Here is a 16,679-nt window from a genome sequence, read left to right as displayed (position 1 = left end):
GACCCAATGAGGGGCCAAGGCACACCATACACACAGCAATCGGGTGCCTGCCTAATCGGCCGCGCCGGTGGCGGGCTTGGTGACCGGCTTGGTGACCGGCTTGGGGACAGGCTTTGGGGCTTGCCAGTTCTGCGCTGGTGAGGACAATGGAGGCATGGGTACACCAGCAACGGGCACATACACCGCGAAGCTCACGGACGGCCCCCTCGAAGGCAAGACCATCACCACCGAGTTCCTGGAATCGGGTGACCCGCGACCCCGGCTTGAGATCCCGGCGGACACGGGCGCCAAACGCTACCTCTATACCCGCGGCGCCGGACTCGAGTTCGAGTCGTCGGAATTCCCGGAACGGCCGACCACCGTCGACTACCGGTACCTCGAGGCCGTGTTCGACTGATCCGCCCCGTTCTGATCCGCCGGGCGCTGATCCGCCCCGCGCTGATCCGCCCCGCGCTGATCCGCCCCGCGCTGATCCGCCCCGCGCTGATCCGCCCCGCGCTGATCCGCCCCGTTCAGATCCGCCCCGACTGATCCGCCCGGCACAGCACCGGGCGGGGGTCCGGCACGGGCGCGCGAGCCGAGTTCGAAGCCCAGCACGGTGCGCGCCACGGTGACGGATGCGATCAAGCCGTCCACCGCGCACCCGGTCAGCGCGGCACCGCCGAGTTCCGCCGCCGTGGCGGCGGCCTGGCACGGCACCCCCGCCACCAGGCCTGAGGCCGTGTCGGCCGCGGCGAGCGCGGCCGCATCGGCGGCGGCCCGCACGGCCGCACCGGCGGCGAGCAGGGACATCAGCGGCAGCAGCACGGCGGTCAGCGCGAGCACGGCGCCGATCACCCCGACCGCGAGGACCGAACCCGACCCTCGCTCCGCCCGGCCCGGTCCGTCCCGTGGGCGGTTCATCACGCGCCTCCGCCGAGCGCGCAGGATGCGGCCGCGACCGTGACCCCGAACGCGGCGAAGGCGCCGAACCCGCTCGGCATGCGCAGGCGCACGCAGACGAAGTCTCCCTGCCGCTCGGTGGTCATCGAGGCCGGTCCGACCAGACGGCGAACGAGCCCGGCGGCGGCGTCGTCGCCGTCGCCGCGGGCCAACGACCGGGCGGCGGCGGCCGCGGCACCCGTGAGGCGCACCTGTTCTCCGGAGACCTGCACCGCACCGAGGCAGAGGGCGAGCACCAGGAGCACGGCGGGAACGACCGCGGCGAACTCCGCCGTCACCGTGCCCCGGTCACCCCACGGTGAGGGCATTGCGCACCAGGTCGGTCAGGATGCCGCGCACCTCGTCCCCGCGCAGAATCACGATGAGCAGGCCGGCGAAGCCGACAGCGGCCATGGTCGCGATCACGTACTCCGCGGTGGCGGCACCGGCGTCGGTGCGCAGGCGGCGCAGGAATTTCCTGGGGTCCGCAGGCGGGGTGTGTCCGGGCATCTGTTCGTCTCCTCTCGCGTCCCTCGACGCGGTTGTGGGCGGCACGACCGGCACCAGCCTCGCCTGCGGCGCCCGGCCGGTGCGGCGTCGGGACCGATCGGTGCGCAAGATCGGTCGACGCGGGCAGTGGTGGAGAACACGCTCCGCGTGGCCCGTCGGTCCCTGGCCGGCCGGCCGTGGGCTTGCCCTTTTCGTGAGTTGGTGGATCATTTTCGCGGAGCTCTTCCGCCCGGTCGTTTCGAGGCGTAGTCTTTGTCCACCGGAGCCAATGGGCTCGGAGAATCGGGGCGCTGATGGCAGACCAATCACCGAAGAAGAGCACAGGTAAGACCGTCGCAACGGAGTCTCTGAAAGTACAGCGCGCCGCCTTGAACATCAGAACGGCACGGAACAGCTAGAGCAGTTGGACGGCAGTTGCCGTGACTTCGGGAGCCGGGCCTCGGGCCCGGCTCTTTTCGTTAACCGGACACTGTCGGCATCGCCGTTCGGCATCGCGGTTCGGCATCGCCTTGCGGCATCGCCGCCGTCGTCTCAGAACGCGGTCAGGGTCGACGACAACACCGTCATCAGCAGCGGCACAACGCCGACGAGCATGAAGGCCGGAAGCACGCACACCCCGAGAGGAATCATCAGCGTCACCTCGAGCGTCGCGGCTCGGCGCTGGCCCTCGGCTCGGGCGTCCCGCCGCAACTGCTCCGCCTCGGCGCGCAGCAACTCGGCGGCCGGCACTCCCGCGCGAACCGACAGGTCGAGCACCTGCCCGATGGCGGTCGTTGCGTCGGCCCGGTGCAGCGCGAATCGGTCGACCGTGTCCTCCACGATGGCTCGCGCGCGGTCCACGGAACCGCCGCCGCCCATGGCGATCGCGGTGAGGTCGAACTCGAGTCCCGGAGTCGGGTCCCTGGCTCTGGCCGTGCTCACCAGGCGCCGGTTCCACCGGTCCGCGGCGAACATCAGGGCCGCTCCGGCGACGAGGCAGAGCCACCCCGGCAGGGTGAGGAAGAGCATCTGCAGGGTGTTGAAGCCCATCAGGCTGCCGAACAGCAGGCCGATCACGGGCAGGAACATCACCATGCGGGCTGTCGCGGCCGGCCCGGCGAGCGCCACCGCGAGGTCGGCGTGCAGGCGGCCCAGCTCGCGAAGCGACGCGGCGAGCTCTCGCAGGCAGGCCGCCAGGGGTGAGCCTGCCTGGGTTGCCACGCGCCAGGCCGCGGCCAGGCCGAGCCAGGCCTCACCGACCTGCCCGCCGGCCGCGCCGGCTTCGGCGGCCACGGCATCCGCGATGCTGTCGCCCGTCTGCCCGGCGGTGGCCGCCGCCCGGATGATCCGGGCGGTCGGCAGCGGCTCCGCGCCCGAGCCCCGCGGCGGTCGTCCGGGTCGCGGCGAGCCCGGAGGTTCGACCTCGACCAGGTGCTGCCAGGCGGAGGTCGGGGTGACTCCGGCTGAGAGCAGCACGGCGAGCCGCTGGGCGACCCGGGCGACATCGTCGATGCCCGGGGATGCCTCGCGCCTTCGCTGCCTCACGTGATCGCCCTTTGCGGCACGGTGTCTGCTCCGGCTCCGGGCCCGGCGCCCGCGCCGCCGCCTGCGGTGACGGTCCCGAGCCGTTCCGCCTCGTCCAGCACGAACCGGCCCACCTGCGCGAGCCGGCGCCGGCCGCCCCGGCGTTCGAGGTGCAGCACCAGGCCGATCGCGCTGACCGCCTGGCGGGCCACGGCCTCGGCGCTCATCCCGGCAAGGGCGCCCAGGGCCTCGAGCCGGGCGGGCACGTCCCGGAGCGAATTGGCGTGCAGGGTGCCGGCGCCGCCGTCGTGGCCGGTGTTCAGTGCGGCGAGCAGCTCCCGGATCTCCGCGCCGCGGCACTCGCCGAGCACGAGCCGGTCCGGCCGCATCCGCAGCGCCTCGCGGAGCAGGCTGTCCAGGCCGATCCGGCCGGCACCCTCCAGGTTGGGTTGTCGTGACTCGAGGGCGACGAAGTGCGGGTGGTCGACGCGGAGCTCGGCGACGTCTTCGATCGCCACGATGCGTTCTCCCGGCGGGGCCTCCCCGAGCAGGGCCGCGAGCAGGGTGGTTTTGCCGCTGCCGGCCGCGCCCGTGATGAGCAGGTTCTCCCGGTCGCTCACCGCGGAGCGGAGCCGGTCGACGAGCAGCCGGGCCGGCTCCCCGGTGCCGCACAATCCGGCCGCGGCGAGGGCCGCCAGGTTCGGCCGCTCCGCCCGCGGCAGCCGGATCGACAGCAGGGTGCCCGTGCTCGAGACCGGCGGCAGCACGGCGTGCACCCGGATCCCGTCGGACAGCCGCACGTCCACGCACGGGCTGGCCTCGTCGATGTGCCGCCCGCCGAGGGCGATCAGGCGCACGGCGAGCTCGCGCACGGCCGTCTCGCCACGGTCCCAGCCGGGTTCTCGCACGAGTCCGCGGCCGGCGTCGACCCAGAGGCCGGCCTCACCGTTGACGAACAGATCGGTGACGCCGGCGGCGGAGGCGAAACCGGCGAGCGGGCCCAGTGCGGAGAGATCGACCCGGGCATCAGGCGGCGAAACGGCGGGCATCGGGACGGCGGCTGGTGGGACAGGTGCCGTGAAGCCGAGGCGGCCGATGGCATCCGGCACGAGAAGGCGTGCACCGAATCCTCCCGCCCGCGCATGCCGGGGCGGCACGCGCGCGGGCACGCCCTCCCCCGGCTCGGTCATCGGCGACGTCAACAGGTTCGCCAGCGGGTTCGCCAGCGGGTTCGCCGGCGGGTTCGCCAGCTGAGCCGTCAGCGGCTCTGCCGCGCCTGCGCTGGCGAACGACGGGACAGCGACGAAGGGTTCCGGCATGGACCGACCCTAGGCCGGCCGGGCGCCGGCCCTGAGACGAGACGCCGGCCCGGGCGCTGTCGCCGCCTGGCGCTCCTGTGGAGGAAGAGACGGAGGAGCGGACGGCCACAGCGACCGGCACAGCCGTTACAGCCGTCACAGCCGTTAAAAAAAGGGGGGCGGCACCTATTGGGGGGAACAGGTGCCGCCTCGGCAGCACGTTGATTGGGGGGAACCAAACGCACCGCAGGTCAAAACTTTCGTTCGGACGTGTCCAAGTGTATAAGGAAAACGGAGATGCGCAAGTCCCTTTTGTCCTCATAAATGAGGACACGGAACCGGCACGCCCTTTTCACCCCCTCAAGGGGACGTTGCAAGGGGTCGCAATCGGTCGCAACCCGTCGGTTCAGACCCGCGGAGTATGGTTCAGGGGGGCTGGCTACGCGCCCATCAATGCATCGCAAAGGAGCGAACCAGGTATGAGCGTAAAGATCGACAACCTTCTGCACGAGACCCGCAGGTTCCCGCCGACGCCCGAATTCGCCGCACAGGCCGTCGGAACCGCCCAGCTCTATCGGGATGCCGCCGCCGATCGTCTTGAATTCTGGGCTGATCAGGCACGCGAATTGCTGCACTGGCAGAGGCCGTTCACGAAGACGCTGGACTGGACGAACCCGCCGTTCGCGAAATGGTTCGAAGACGGCGAACTGAACGTGGCCTGGAACTGCCTCGACCGGCACGTTCTAGCCGGCAACGGCGACCGCGTCGCCCTGCATTTCGAGGGCGAGCCGGGCGATTCCCGCGACATCACCTACGCCGAACTCACGGCCGAAGTGAAGCGTGCTGCGAATGTGCTGAGAAAGCTCGGCGTCAACGCCGGGGACCGGGTGGCGATCTACCTCCCGATGATCCCTGAGGCCGTGATCGCGATGCTCGCCGTGGCCCGGATCGGCGCCGTGCACTCGGTCATCTTCGGCGGGTTCAGCGCCGAGAGCCTGCGTTCGCGCATCGACGACGCCAACGCCGTGCTCGTGATCACCGCCGACGGCGGTTACCGCAAGGGCAAGGCCTCCGCACTGAAACCGGCCGTGGACGAGGCCCTGGCCGGCAACGACACCACCGTGCGCAACGTTCTCGTGGTCAAACGCACGAACGGCGAGGTGGACTGGACCGAGCGCGACCTGTGGTGGCACGACGAACTCGCCTCGGTCGCGGGAGAGCACGAGGCGGAGGGCTTCCCCGCGGAGAACCCGCTGTTCATCCTCTACACCTCCGGCACGACGGGAAAGCCCAAGGGCATCCTGCACACCAGCGGCGGCTATCTCACCCAGGTGGCCTTCACCCACAAGAACGTGTTCGACCTGCACCCCGAGACGGATGTCTACTGGTGCACCGCAGACGTCGGCTGGATCACCGGCCACAGCTACGTCGTCTACGGGCCTCTCGCCAACGGCGCCACCCAGGTGCTGTTCGAGGGAACCCCCGACACCCCGCACCCCGGCCGGTGGTGGGAGATCGTCGAGAAGTACAAGGTGAGCATCCTCTATACGGCGCCCACCGCCATCCGTACCTTTATGAAGCTCGGCCGGCAGATCCCGCAGGGCTTCGACCTGACCAGCCTGCGGCTGCTCGGGTCGGTCGGCGAGCCGATCAACCCCGAGGCCTGGATGTGGTACCGCGAGGTGATCGGCGGAAACGTCGCCCCCGTGGTCGACACCTGGTGGCAGACCGAGACCGGCGCGATCATGATCTCCGCCCTGCCCGGGGTGACCACGACCAAGCCCGGCTCCGCCCAGGTGCCGATCCCGGGCGTCGTGATCGACGTGCTCGACGACGAGGGCAACCATGTCGGCCGGGACAACGGCGGGCTGCTGGTGGTGACCGAGCCGTGGCCGTCGATGCTGCGCGGAATCTGGGGTGACCCCGAACGGTTCAAGGAGACCTACTGGGAGAAGTTCGGTTCGGAGAACCCCCGGTACTTCGCCGGAGACGGCGCCCGGCTCGACCGGGACGGCGAGATCTGGCTGCTCGGCCGGGTCGACGACGTGATGAACGTGTCCGGGCACCGCCTGTCGACGGCGGAGATCGAGTCGTCGCTGGTCGCGCATCCGATGACCGCCGAGGCCGCCGTGGTCGGTGCGCACGACGACACGACCGGCCAGGCCGTCGTCGCCTTCGTGATCATCAAGTACAGCCACCTGGAGGAGTCCTCGCACGCGGACCTCACCGCGGTGCTGCGGGCGCACGTGTCCCAGCAGATCGGCGCGATCGCCCGGCCCCGGCAGATCTTCATCGTGAGCGAGCTGCCGAAGACGCGGTCGGGCAAGATCATCCGTCGTCTGCTGCAGGATGTGGCCGAGGGCCGGGAGATCGGCGACACGACCACCCTCGCCGACACCTCGGTGATGACGGCGATCATGTCCACACTGAAGTAGCCCCCGGCCCGCCCCGTCGCCCTGGCCCACCGCCACGGCGGCGAACTGTGAGAAAAGTCGCCCCGCCCGGGAGGCGGCTTTTCTCACAGTTCGGCGGAGGACGGTGACGGATGCCGCGCGGAGGGAATTCACAAGGGGCTCCCCTACCGTGGGGTCAATGTCCCGACTCCCCTCGCCCGGCCGTCTGGTTGCCCTCGATTCCCTGCGCGGCGTCGCGGCCCTGATCGTTCTCGTGCACCACGTCTCGATGACGGCGCCGGCGGTCTCGGCCGCCTACGAGTCGAGCGCCGGCGTCGAGTTCCTGTCGGTCGGCTGGTGGACGACGCTGTCGCCCCTGAAGCTGCTCTTCGCGGGGCCGGAATTCGTGCTGGTGTTCTTCGTGCTGAGCGGCTTCGTGCTCGTGCGGTCTCCCCTCGCCGCGCCCGCCTACGACTGGATGGCCTACTACCCGCGGCGGGTGATCCGGCTCGTCGTTCCCGTCGTGATCTCGGTGGGGCTCGCGGCGGCCTGGATCTACTTCTTCCCGCGCACCGGCGACCCGGGCGGCGGCGCGTGGCTGGCCCGGCAGGACAACCCCAGCCTCGGCCTCGGCAACCTGCTGCGCGAGGCGAGCATCATCACCGAGACCAGCCGGCCCGACGTCAACCCGCCGCTCTGGTCGCTGGCCTGGGAGATGTGGTTCTCGCTGCTGCTCCCGGTGGGCGTGGTGCTCGCCGCGGCCACCCGGCGCTGGACCGGGCTCTGGGCCGCGCTGTTCCTCGCCGTCTCCGCCTACGGCTACCTCACCGGGATCGAACCGCTGATGTACCTGCCCGCGTTCGCGCTCGGCGCCCTGCTGGCGGCCAACTTCGAGTCCCTCCAGGCGGGCGCGGCCTCTCTGGCCGCCCGGCGCTGGGGCACGGCGGCGTGGATCGGCCTCACCGTCCTGGGCCCGCTGCTGCTGATCGCGCACTGGCTCGCGCGCCCGCTCCTGACCGGCCCGTGGAGCGATCTCACCCTCGCCCTGCGCGTGCCGGGCGCCGTGCTGGTCGTCGCCGCCGTCGCGCTCTGGCCGCCGCTGCACCGGCCGTTGACCGCGCGCCCGCTGGTCTGGCTCGGCACGGTGAGCTTCACCCTCTACCTTGTGCACTTCCCGATCGTGGTCACCTTCGGCAACCTGTTCGGGCCGGAGCTGTGGTGGCTCGGCGCGCTGGTCTCGGTGCCGCTCAGCCTCGTGCTCGCCGAGCTGATGACGCGCTGGGTCGAACAGCCCTCGCTGAAACTGGCCGCCGCGGCCGGACGGGCGTTCGCGCATCCGTTTCACGCCGCGAGGCTCCAAGCCGACAATGGTCGCGCCGACAACTAGTCGCGCCGACAACTAGTCGGCTGGCGCCCTAGCCCGCGCCCGTGCGCCCGGCGCCCGCGCCCGTGCGCCCGGCGCCCGCGCCCTGCCGAGCGCTCCAGTTGCGCCGCTGCGCGCCAAGTGTGCCTGGCGCACAGCGGCGGAAGTGGCGCGCTCGCGAGTGACCGGGCGGCGCGCCGGCGCGCTCGCGAGCGACCGGGCGGCGCGCCGGCGCGCCCGCGAGTGACCGGATGCCGGCTAGGCGAACGAGACGATCAGCTCGACCTCGACCGGGGAGTCCAGCGGCAGCACCGCGACGCCCACGGCCGACCGGGCGTGCACGCCCTGGTCGCCGAAGATCTCGGCCAGCACCTGGGAGGCGCCGTTGATCACGCCGGGCTGGCCGGTGAACGACGGGTCGGATGCCACGAAACCGGTGACCTTGACGACCTGCGTGATCCGGTCGAGCGACCCGATCACGGCCTTGATGGCGGCCAGGCCGTTGAGGGCGCACTGCCGGGCGTACTCCTTGGCGTCACCGGCCGGCACGAGACCGTGGCCGTCGCCGACCTTGCCCGTTGCCGGGAGGGCGCCGGACACCATCGGCAGCTGGCCGGAGGTGAACACGAGCGACCCGGACACGACGGCGGGCACGTAAGACGCCACCGGGGGCACCACGCTCGGCAGGTCGATCCCCAGTTCGGCGAGACGCGCTTCGATTTGCGACAAGACTATGATCCTTCCGTTGGGGCGACCGGGCGCTTGAGGTAGGCGACGAGCCCGCCCTCCGGCCCAGGGACGACCTGCACCAATTCCCAGCCGTCAGAGCCCCAGTTGTTCAAGATTGCGGCCGTGTTGTGAATCATCAGCGGCGTCGTAAGGTACTCCCAGGCAGGCATATGGCTCCGATTCAGGCGGTCTTTCAGGTTTTGTCCCGTAACCTCAAGTGTATGTCTGCCAAAAATCGAACGGTTAGCGGAGCGCTCGGCGGGTTCCTGGGCTTCGTCGGGATGAGTGCCATCGCCGGCATCCTCGTCACCGCCGCTGTGACCCCCGCTCTCGCCCTGTCCGGTATGGCCGCAACGAACACGATCAACGTGTTCGAGAACCTTCCCGACTACCTGGCGATCGACCAGCTCGCGCAGCGCAGCAACATCTACGCCACCCGCAGTGACGGATCGACCGGCCTTCTGGCATCGTTCTACGACCAGAACCGCGTGGAGGTGAAGTGGGACGCGATCAGTCCCTTCGTCAAGGATGCGGCGATCTCAGGCGAGGACCCTCGCTTCTACGAGCATGGCGGCGTCGATCTGCAGGGCACGGTCACCGGCCTGGTCACCACCCTGGCCAGCGGATCGGCCCGCGGCGGATCGTCGATCACCCAGCAGTACGTCAAGAACGTTCTCGTGCAGAAATGCGAGGTGCTCACCAGCCAGAAGAAGCGCACGACCTGCTACGACGCGGCCACGGAGACCAGCCCTGATCGCAAGCTCAAGGAGATGCGACTCGCCATCGGCGTGGAGAAGAAGTACCCCAAGGACGACATCCTCCGCCAGTACCTGAACATCACGGGCTTCGGCGGCACGGTCTACGGAATCGAATCCGCCTCCAACTACTACTTCAACACCACGGCCGCGGCGTTGACCCTGCCGCAGGCGGCCAGCCTCGTAGCGATCGTGAACAACCCGGTCAAATTCCAGCTGGACTACCCCGACAGCAAGACCAACGGCGCGGCGAACGGCTACGCGGCGAACAAACAGCGCCGCGACTACATCCTCGGCGAAATGCTCAAGTACAAGAAGATCACCCAGGCCGATCATGACGCGGCGATCGCCACCCCGATCGAGCCGGTCATCACCGAACCGAGCACGGGATGCACGACCGCCGGCACGAGCGCCTACTTCTGCGACTACGTCACCAAGATCCTCCAGACCGACCCGACATTCGGTCCGGATGAGGAAACCCGCTTCGCGAACTTCCGCCGCGGCGGCTACAACGTCTACACGACCCTGGATCTCGACCTGCAGAACGCGGCCGTGGACACGATGAACAAGTACGTGCCCAAGAGCTACGACGGCTGGGACGTCGGCAGTGTGATCACGAGCGTGCAGGTGGGCACCGGGCGCGTCCTGGCGATGACCCAGAACAAGGACTACACGCAGGACCCGGAGGTTGCCAAGACCAACCCCAACGCCACGGGCGTCAACTACAACACCGACATCGACCAGGGCGGGTCCCACGGCTTCCAGCCCGGATCCACCTACAAGGTCTTCACCCTCGGTGAGTGGCTGACCGAGGGGCACTCCCTCAACGAACGGGTCGACTCCCGGCGCAAGTCGGACTGGGGCACGTTCAAGGACTCCTGCAACGGGCCGCAGAACTTCCCCGGCTACAACCCCAAGAACGACGCGAACGAGGCCGGCACGAACTACACCGCTCTCGAATCCACGGTCGGCTCCATCAACACGGGCTTCATCGGCATGGCCAAGAAACTCGATCTATGCGGCATCCGCAAGACGGCCGAGAACTTCGGCGTGCACCGCGCCGACGGCGATCCTCTCGAACAGGGCGTATCGGCGGTGCTCGGCACGAACGAGGTCGCTCCCCTGAGCATGGCCGTCGCCTTCGCCGGGATCGCCAACAACGGCGTCACCTGCAGCCCTGTTGCGATCGACAAGATCACCGGGCCTGACGGCAAGGAGCTCACGGCGCCGAAGTCCGACTGCAAGCAGTCGGTCGACCCGGCCGTCGATGCGGGGATGACCTTCGCCATGCAGAAGGTGATGACCAGTGGTACGGCCACGGCGTCGAACGGCGCGACGTCGCCGAAGGTCCCGATGATCGGCAAGACCGGAACCACCGACGGCAACAAGGACACCTGGATGAGCGGTGCGAGCACCAAGGTCGCCACCGTGGTCGGCGTGGTCAGCGTCACCGGCGACATCAACCAGCGACAGGTGAGCTTCCCGGGCGGCACGGCCGCCACGGCGCGCCACCGGATGTGGCCGGACGTCATGTCGGTGGCGAACGCGAAGTATGGCGGAGACGCGTTTGCGGAGGCCTCGTCCAAGATCCTCCAGGCCGTTCAGGTGCCCATCCCGGATCTGCGTGGCAAGACGATGGCGGATGCCCAGTCCACTCTCGAAGCGGCCGGCTTCAGCTTCGCGGACGGCGGCGTGACGGACTCAGAGATGCCCGCAGGCACCGTCGCCCGGACCGACCCGGCCGGCGGCACGAGCGCCAGCCGCGGATCGACCGTGACGGTGTTCTCGAGCAACGGAACCCAGGTTGTTGTTCCCGACGTCGTCGGGAAGAGCGAGGCCGAAGCCCGGGCAACCCTGAGCGGCTTCGCCGTGACCAAGGCCGAACAGGACGTCACCGATCCCAAGCAGGTCGGCGTTGTCCTGGCGATGACGCCGGCGGCCGGTTCCGGCTCCGCGCCCGGCGGCCAGGTGTCGATCACAATCGGCAAGCTCGGCGCCGGCAACGGCAATGGAAAGGGCAACGGATGACCACCGGCGGTAAGGCCGTCGCGGTGAGCCTCGGAGCCCTGGCCACGGCCGGGCTCGCCGCCTTCGCCTGGGGTTCCCTGGTCGAACGCCGCCTGTTCACGCTGCGCGAGGTGACCGTTCCGGTGCTCGCCCCCGGGTCTGATCCGATCAAGGTGCTGCACCTGTCCGATCTGCACATGGCGCCGTGGCAGCGCGACAAGCAGGAGTGGGTGCGCGGCCTCGCCGACCTCCAGCCCGACCTCGTCGTCAACACGGGCGACAACCTCGGCCACGAGGACGGCGTTTCCGGCATCGCCTACGCGTTGGAACCGTTCAAGGGCGTGCCGGGCATCTTCGTCAACGGCTCGAACGACTACTTCGGCCCGATTCTCAAGAACCCGTTCCGCTACTTCGGCGCACCGTCGCTGCTGCGGAACGCGATGCACCAGAAGCTGGACATCGACAGCCTGCACCGCGTCTTCGCCGACCTCGGCTGGACGGACCTGAACAACACGGCGGAGGCTCTCGACGTCAACGGCACGCACCTGGAACTGTTCGGCGTCGACGACCCGCACATCCGCCGCGACCGGCTCGATGTGATCACCCGCGCGGTCGACGACCTGCGCGCGAACGACCCGCTGGCCGACGAATCCTGGCCTGACCCGGAGGAGGCTGCCGCGCCCCGGCCGACGCTCACCATCGGCGTCGTGCACGCGCCCTACCAACGGGTGCTGAATTCCTTCGTGAACCACGGCGCCCAGCTGATCCTCGCCGGCCACACCCACGGCGGCCAGGTCTGCGTGCCCCGGTTCGGCGCCCTCGTCACCAACTGCGACATCCCGCGCAAGCAGGTCAAGGGACTCAGCCTCTGGGACTCCGGCCTGCACACCGCGTACCTCAACGTCTCGGCGGGGCTCGGCACCTCCATCTACGCGCCCGTGCGGTTCGCCTGCCCGCCCGAGGCGACGCTGCTCACCCTCACGTCCGCTTAGGTCTGTCGAGACCCACCTCCCCGGTGGGGTTATACTTGACAAGGCTTACGGGCCATCGGGGTATGGCGCAGCTTGGTAGCGCGCGTCGTTCGGGACGACGAGGTCGCAGGTTCAAATCCTGTTACCCCGACAAATGCACACAACCCCCACTCTGCGGAGTGGGGGTTTTGTGCATTCCGGATCACCCCGCATCCGGTTGACTTGCAAGACTACTCATGCGAGAGTAAGCGGATGTCGTCAATCCGCCTGTTCATTCTCGGCTCCCTTGCCGAACGCGGGCCCATGCACGGCCACCAGCTGCGGCTCCTCGCCGAGCAGGAACACGTGCACCTGTGGACCGACATCTCCGTCGGCTCGGTCTACGGCGCGATGAAACGGCTCGCCGCCGAAGGACTGATCGACGTGGTCCGGGTCGAGCGGGAGGGCAACTACCCGGAGCGCCAGGTCTACGAGGTCTCGCCGACCGGCCGGCAGGCGCTGTCCGCACTGCGGCTCGAGGGCCTCTGCACGATCGTGATCAAGCCGGATCCGTTCGACCTCGCCATGACCCGGCTCGACCCCGATCGCCTCGACGAGCTCCCCCGGATGATCGACGCCCGGCTGCTCTCCCTTCGCGCCATGCTCGCCGACGCCGAGGCCGTCACGGCCTCGGCACTCCCCTATCTCACGGCCAGTGAACGCTTCGTCATGCGCCACAAGGCCGATCGCATCCGTGCCGAGATCGCCTGGCACGACCACCTCGTCACCGTGCTGCCCGACATCATCGCCGACGAACACGCCCGAAAGGACCCTTGACCATGTCAGACACCACCCAGGCCGGCCGCCCCGTGGCGGTCATCCCCCGCCACGCCTGGCAGGCCCTCGTCGTGCTGCTGGCCGGCATGTTCATGGCCCTGCTCGACACGACCATCGTGAACGTGGCACTGCCGACGATCCGCACGAGCCTGAACGCCTCCGAGGCGACGCTCTCCTGGATCATCTCCGGTTACGCCCTCGCCTTCGGCCTGGCCCTGATCCCGTCCGGGCGTCTCGGCGACCGGATCGGGCACAAGTGGGTCTTCTTCACCGGTCTGGCCTTGTTCACCCTGGCCAGCCTGGCCTGCGGCCTGGCCCAGAACGACCTCCAGATGATCATCGCCCGGGTGGTGCAGGGTCTCGCCGGCGGCATGTTCGTGCCTGCCGTCACCGCGGTGATCCAGCTGTTGTTCCCGCCGATGGCGCGCGGCAAGGCCTTCGCGATCATGGGCTCCGTCATCGGCGTCTCCACGGCGCTCGGGCCGATCCTCGGCGGGCTGATCATCCAGGCCTTCGGCAACGAGAACGGCTGGCGCCTGGTCTTCTGGGTCAACCTCCCGATCGGCGTCGCGGCGTTGATCGCCGCCGCCCTGCTGCTGCCGTCCGGCTCCGAACGCGCCTCCGACGAGGCCCGCTCGGGAATCGACTGGGTCGGCCTGCTCCTCATCTCCGCGGGCCTGGTCGCCCTCCTCGTGCCGCTGATCGAGGGCCAGGACCAGGGCTGGCCGCTCTGGACCTACCTCACCCTCGCCGCCGGCGCACTGCTCGTCGTCGCCTTCGGCGTCTGGGAGGTCATGTTCACCCGCTGGGGCAAGAGCCCGCTGGTCCCGCCGCGGTTGTTCCGGCATCCGGCGTTCTCCGGCGGAATCGTGCTCGCCCTGGTCTACTTCGCGGCGTTCACCAGCATCTTCTTCACCATTTCCATCCTCTGGCAGGCCGGCCTCGGCCACACCGCGCTCGAGTCGGGGTTGGTGTCGATCCCGTTCGCGTTCGGCACGATCATCGGCGCCTCGCAGAGCAACCGGCTGGCCCAGCGCCTCGGCCGAACCGTGCTCGTCATCGGCGTGGCCCTGGTCACCGTCGGCCTGGTCTGGATCTGGCTCGCTCTGCTCCTGATCGGCCCGGAGATCACCAACTGGCAACTGCTCCCGCCGCTGGCGATCGCCGGCCTCGGCAGCGGGTTCTTCATCGCGCCGAACGCCCAGTTCATCGTGGCGACCGTGGACCGCACCGAGGCGGGTGCGGCGAGCGGCGTCGTCGGAGTGATGCAGCGAGTCGGCAGCGCAATCGGCATCGCCGTGATCGGCAGCGTGTTCTTCGGCACCCTCGTCGTCGCCGGCCCAGGACCGGCGGCCCTCGCCGCGGGCTTCACCACCAGCGCGACGGCCGCGATGGGCGTCAGCGCCGCGTTCAGCGTGCTCGCGCTCCTGCTCGTCTTCGTGCTGCCCAAGCGGGTCGACGCCCGCTTCTGACGCGGCTGAGTTTCGGACAAAGCACCTTCGACGGCGGGCTCGGTCAGGCGGTGGGGACGGCCGCGGCCGGGCTCGACGCACGCAGGCCGGCCACGATCTCCAGCGAGCGGATGCGGCCGGCCAGGCTGGACGACTGCGCGCTCACCATCAGCTCGTCCGCACCGGTCGACCCCAACAGGCGGGTCAGCGCGGCATCGACCTGATCGGGGGTGCCGACCGCCTGGCGCCGGTTGCGGGCCGCCGCGAGGTCCTGCTCGTAGGGCGAGAACCGGTAGGCGAGCGCCTCCTCCATCGAGACGGGCGCGGGCTTCTTGCCCTGGCGCATCCGGATGAAGGTGATCAGGCCCGGCAGCGATTCGCGGCGCACGACCTCGGCGTCGTCGTCGCTGATCACCCCGACCGCGATCATGGCGTGCGGCTCGGCGAGAAAACTGCTCGGCTCGAACCGGTCACGGTAGAGCGCGAGCGCAGCCTCGGTGCCGTCGCCGACGAAGTGGTGAGCGAAGGTGAACGGCAGGCCGAGCACGCCGGCGAGCTGGGCGCTGAAGCCGCTCGAGCCGAGCAGCCACAGCTCGGGGGCGTCGCCGAGGCCGGGGTAGGCGGTGATCCCGCGAAGCGGGTTGTCCTCGGCCAGCCCGCCGTGGAAGAAACCGATCAGGTCCACGAGCTGCTGCGGGAAGTCGTCGACGCCGAGGCCCTCGACGCTGCGGCGCAGGGCCAGGGCGGTGGCGCCATCCGTTCCCGGCGCGCTCCCGACGCCGAGGTCGATCCGGTCGCCGTAGAGGGCACGCAGGGTGCCGAACTGCTCGGCCACGACGAGCGGGGCGTGGTTGGGCAGCATGACCCCGCCCGATCCCACCCGGATGCGCTCGGTGCGGGCCGCGATTCCCGCGATCAGCACGGGCGGAGCGCTCGAGGCGATCGCCGGCATGTTGTGGTGCTCGGCCACCCAGAAGCGGTCGTAGCCGAGGTTCTCGGCGACCTGCGCCAGACGGATGCTGCCGGCCACCGCATCCGCGTTGGTGCCGCCCGCGGGGCGGCTGGCCAGGTCGAGCACGTTGATCGGTAGCGTTTGCATCTCCCGATTCAACCGCAGACCGGGCCGTTGGATTCCCCGGGGAGGGAATCGGGCGCTTCGCGCCCGACCCGCCTAAGCTGTCAAGACCTACGGTGTCCCGATCTGCTTTCCGGCAGCACCTCTTTCCGGCAACACTGCTTTCCGGCAGCACCGCTTGCCGGCTGCACCGCTTGCCGGCAGCACCGGACTGATCCGGCCGCCCGAACGAGGAGGACTGCGCGATCGGAACACGACACTCCCCCGCCAACGGCTCGCTGGCCACCGCAGCACGGAGGCACGGAACGCTGCACCGGTGGACGTTCTGGCTCACCGCCGCGTATCTCGTCGCTCTCATCCTGATCGCGTTCTGGCCGACGCCCGTCGACCGGAGCGCACACCACGACATCCTCGGCGTTCTCCGCTGGCTGCAACTGCACGGGGCCCCGCCCTGGCTGCGCTACGACGTCGTCGAGTTCTCCGCCAATATCGCCTTGTTCGCCCCCGTCGGCGTCTTCGTGGTGATCCTGGCCGGCGCCCGGCGCTGGTGGCTGGCCCTCCTGACCGGCTTGGCCGCGAGCTGCGCCATCGAACTCGGCCAGCTCCTGTTCCTGCCCGACCGTTTCGCGACCGTGGCGGATGTCGTTGCGAACACCGCGGGCGCGGCGGTGGGAACGTCTCTCGGGCCGCTGCTGCTTGCGCTGGCGCCGTCGCTGTCCGGTCGCACCGGCCGGACTCCGTCGCCCCGCCCCGCCACTGTGCAGCAGGGACCGAGCACCCCTCCGTATCCCGAGGAGGATTTTGACCGGGAGGCACCCAACCCGATGAGCGCCTCCCGGCTGTCCCGCAGGCGCCAGGCGCCCCGGGAACACTAGGGCGCAGCGGCC

16 protein-coding genes and 1 tRNA gene are annotated in these 16,679 nt (G+C 69.8%); 9 read left to right on the top strand and 8 right to left on the bottom strand.

Going from position 1 to position 16,679, the window contains the following annotated elements; translation table 11 throughout:
* Nucleotides 1-154: 154 nt before the first annotated feature.
* Nucleotides 155-397, top strand: coding sequence for a hypothetical protein (locus E3O32_RS16630; protein ID WP_134510950.1), 243 nt, complete (start codon nt 155-157; stop codon nt 395-397).
* Here E3O32_RS16630 and E3O32_RS16625 read toward each other — a convergent pair.
* From E3O32_RS16625 to E3O32_RS16605, 5 genes are all read right to left on the bottom strand, one after another.
* Nucleotides 367-903: an Rv3654c family TadE-like protein gene (locus E3O32_RS16625; protein ID WP_166790890.1), complete on the bottom strand. Its 537-nt coding sequence runs from the start codon at nt 901-903 to the stop codon at nt 367-369. The genes E3O32_RS16630 and E3O32_RS16625 overlap by 31 nt on opposite strands.
* The gene (locus E3O32_RS16620) at nt 903-1,250 is read right to left on the bottom strand and encodes a TadE family type IV pilus minor pilin (protein WP_134510949.1); all 348 of its coding nucleotides are present in this window, start codon (nt 1,248-1,250) and stop codon (nt 903-905) included. Before E3O32_RS16620 ends, E3O32_RS16625 begins: the two co-directional genes overlap by 1 nt.
* Complete coding sequence (locus E3O32_RS16615) at nt 1,231-1,431, bottom strand: DUF4244 domain-containing protein (RefSeq protein ID WP_134510948.1); 201 nt, start codon at nt 1,429-1,431, stop codon at nt 1,231-1,233. Before E3O32_RS16615 ends, E3O32_RS16620 begins: the two co-directional genes overlap by 20 nt.
* A gap of 531 nt (nt 1,432-1,962) precedes the next feature.
* Entirely contained in the window at nt 1,963-2,955 is a 993-nt protein-coding gene (locus tag E3O32_RS16610) for a type II secretion system F family protein (RefSeq protein ID WP_241975071.1), read from the bottom strand.
* Entirely contained in the window at nt 2,952-4,253 is a 1,302-nt protein-coding gene (locus E3O32_RS16605; protein ID WP_241975070.1) for a TadA family conjugal transfer-associated ATPase, read from the bottom strand. Before E3O32_RS16605 ends, E3O32_RS16610 begins: the two co-directional genes overlap by 4 nt.
* A 458-nt stretch (nt 4,254-4,711) precedes the next feature.
* Here E3O32_RS16605 and acs point away from each other — a divergent pair, with 458 nt between their 5' ends.
* The gene (gene acs, locus E3O32_RS16600) at nt 4,712-6,667 is read left to right on the top strand and encodes an acetate--CoA ligase (protein ID WP_134510947.1); all 1,956 of its coding nucleotides are present in this window, start codon (nt 4,712-4,714) and stop codon (nt 6,665-6,667) included.
* A 157-nt stretch (nt 6,668-6,824) separates the two neighbouring features.
* Nucleotides 6,825-8,012, top strand: a complete 1,188-nt coding sequence (locus tag E3O32_RS16595) for an acyltransferase family protein (RefSeq protein WP_134510946.1) — start codon at nt 6,825-6,827, stop codon at nt 8,010-8,012.
* A gap of 234 nt (nt 8,013-8,246) precedes the next feature.
* Here E3O32_RS16595 and E3O32_RS16590 read toward each other — a convergent pair whose 3' ends face one another.
* Both E3O32_RS16590 and E3O32_RS16585 read right to left on the bottom strand, forming a co-directional pair.
* A complete protein-coding gene (locus E3O32_RS16590) occupies nt 8,247-8,717 on the bottom strand; it encodes a RidA family protein (RefSeq protein WP_134510945.1) in 471 nt (156 codons plus the stop codon).
* Between the two features lie 2 nt (nt 8,718-8,719).
* Complete coding sequence (locus E3O32_RS16585) at nt 8,720-8,854, bottom strand: DUF4177 domain-containing protein (protein WP_241975069.1); 135 nt, start codon at nt 8,852-8,854, stop codon at nt 8,720-8,722.
* Between the two features lie 84 nt (nt 8,855-8,938).
* On the opposite strand from E3O32_RS16585, the gene E3O32_RS16580 reads away from it, so the two are divergent.
* The 5 genes from E3O32_RS16580 to E3O32_RS16560 all read left to right on the top strand — a co-directional run bounded on the left by E3O32_RS16580 (nt 8,939) and on the right by E3O32_RS16560 (nt 14,738).
* Nucleotides 8,939-11,500, top strand: coding sequence for a transglycosylase domain-containing protein (locus E3O32_RS16580; RefSeq protein ID WP_134510943.1), 2,562 nt, complete (start codon nt 8,939-8,941; stop codon nt 11,498-11,500).
* A complete protein-coding gene (locus E3O32_RS16575; RefSeq protein WP_134510942.1) occupies nt 11,497-12,471 on the top strand; it encodes a metallophosphoesterase in 975 nt (324 codons plus the stop codon). The genes E3O32_RS16580 and E3O32_RS16575 overlap by 4 nt, the downstream gene beginning before the upstream one ends.
* Before the next feature lie 56 nt (nt 12,472-12,527).
* Nucleotides 12,528-12,601 (top strand) — tRNA-Pro (locus E3O32_RS16570).
* A gap of 101 nt (nt 12,602-12,702) precedes the next feature.
* Nucleotides 12,703-13,266: a PadR family transcriptional regulator gene (locus E3O32_RS16565; protein WP_134510941.1), complete on the top strand. Its 564-nt coding sequence runs from the start codon at nt 12,703-12,705 to the stop codon at nt 13,264-13,266.
* A gap of 2 nt (nt 13,267-13,268) precedes the next feature.
* Nucleotides 13,269-14,738, top strand: a complete 1,470-nt coding sequence (locus E3O32_RS16560; protein WP_134510940.1) for a DHA2 family efflux MFS transporter permease subunit — start codon at nt 13,269-13,271, stop codon at nt 14,736-14,738.
* 43 nt (nt 14,739-14,781) lie between these two features.
* Here the strand turns inward: E3O32_RS16560 and E3O32_RS16555 are convergent, their stop codons facing one another.
* Complete coding sequence (locus E3O32_RS16555; protein WP_134510939.1) at nt 14,782-15,816, bottom strand: LLM class flavin-dependent oxidoreductase; 1,035 nt, start codon at nt 15,814-15,816, stop codon at nt 14,782-14,784.
* A gap of 221 nt (nt 15,817-16,037) precedes the next feature.
* Here E3O32_RS16555 and E3O32_RS16550 point away from each other — a divergent pair, with 221 nt between their 5' ends.
* Complete coding sequence (locus E3O32_RS16550; protein ID WP_134510938.1) at nt 16,038-16,667, top strand: VanZ family protein; 630 nt, start codon at nt 16,038-16,040, stop codon at nt 16,665-16,667.
* Nucleotides 16,668-16,679: the final 12 nt, after the last annotated feature.

Source organism: Cryobacterium mannosilyticum (assembly GCF_004402705.1).
GTDB lineage: Bacteria > Actinomycetota > Actinomycetes > Actinomycetales > Microbacteriaceae > Cryobacterium > Cryobacterium mannosilyticum.
The sequence above is the reverse complement of the archived record's forward strand: the minus strand, read 5'-3'. Positions and strand labels throughout refer to the sequence as shown.

What these genes read in the sequence shown, in the direction of transcription:
- E3O32_RS16630 (WP_134510950.1), top strand. Translation starts at nt 155, where the DNA reads ATGGGTACACCAGCAACGGGCACATACACCGCGAAGCTCACGGACGGC.
- E3O32_RS16625 (WP_166790890.1), bottom strand. Translation starts at nt 903, where the DNA reads ATGAACCGCCCACGGGACGGACCGGGCCGGGCGGAGCGAGGGTCGGGT.
- E3O32_RS16620 (WP_134510949.1), bottom strand. Translation starts at nt 1,250, where the DNA reads ATGCCCTCACCGTGGGGTGACCGGGGCACGGTGACGGCGGAGTTCGCC.
- E3O32_RS16615 (WP_134510948.1), bottom strand. Translation starts at nt 1,431, where the DNA reads ATGCCCGGACACACCCCGCCTGCGGACCCCAGGAAATTCCTGCGCCGC.
- E3O32_RS16605 (WP_241975070.1), bottom strand. Translation starts at nt 4,253, where the DNA reads ATGCCGGAACCCTTCGTCGCTGTCCCGTCGTTCGCCAGCGCAGGCGCG.
- acs (WP_134510947.1), top strand. Translation starts at nt 4,712, where the DNA reads ATGAGCGTAAAGATCGACAACCTTCTGCACGAGACCCGCAGGTTCCCG.
- E3O32_RS16595 (WP_134510946.1), top strand. Translation starts at nt 6,825, where the DNA reads ATGTCCCGACTCCCCTCGCCCGGCCGTCTGGTTGCCCTCGATTCCCTG.
- E3O32_RS16585 (WP_241975069.1), bottom strand. Translation starts at nt 8,854, where the DNA reads ATGATTCACAACACGGCCGCAATCTTGAACAACTGGGGCTCTGACGGC.
- E3O32_RS16580 (WP_134510943.1), top strand. Translation starts at nt 8,939, where the DNA reads ATGTCTGCCAAAAATCGAACGGTTAGCGGAGCGCTCGGCGGGTTCCTG.
- E3O32_RS16575 (WP_134510942.1), top strand. Translation starts at nt 11,497, where the DNA reads ATGACCACCGGCGGTAAGGCCGTCGCGGTGAGCCTCGGAGCCCTGGCC.
- E3O32_RS16565 (WP_134510941.1), top strand. Translation starts at nt 12,703, where the DNA reads ATGTCGTCAATCCGCCTGTTCATTCTCGGCTCCCTTGCCGAACGCGGG.
- E3O32_RS16560 (WP_134510940.1), top strand. Translation starts at nt 13,269, where the DNA reads ATGTCAGACACCACCCAGGCCGGCCGCCCCGTGGCGGTCATCCCCCGC.
- E3O32_RS16555 (WP_134510939.1), bottom strand. Translation starts at nt 15,816, where the DNA reads ATGCAAACGCTACCGATCAACGTGCTCGACCTGGCCAGCCGCCCCGCG.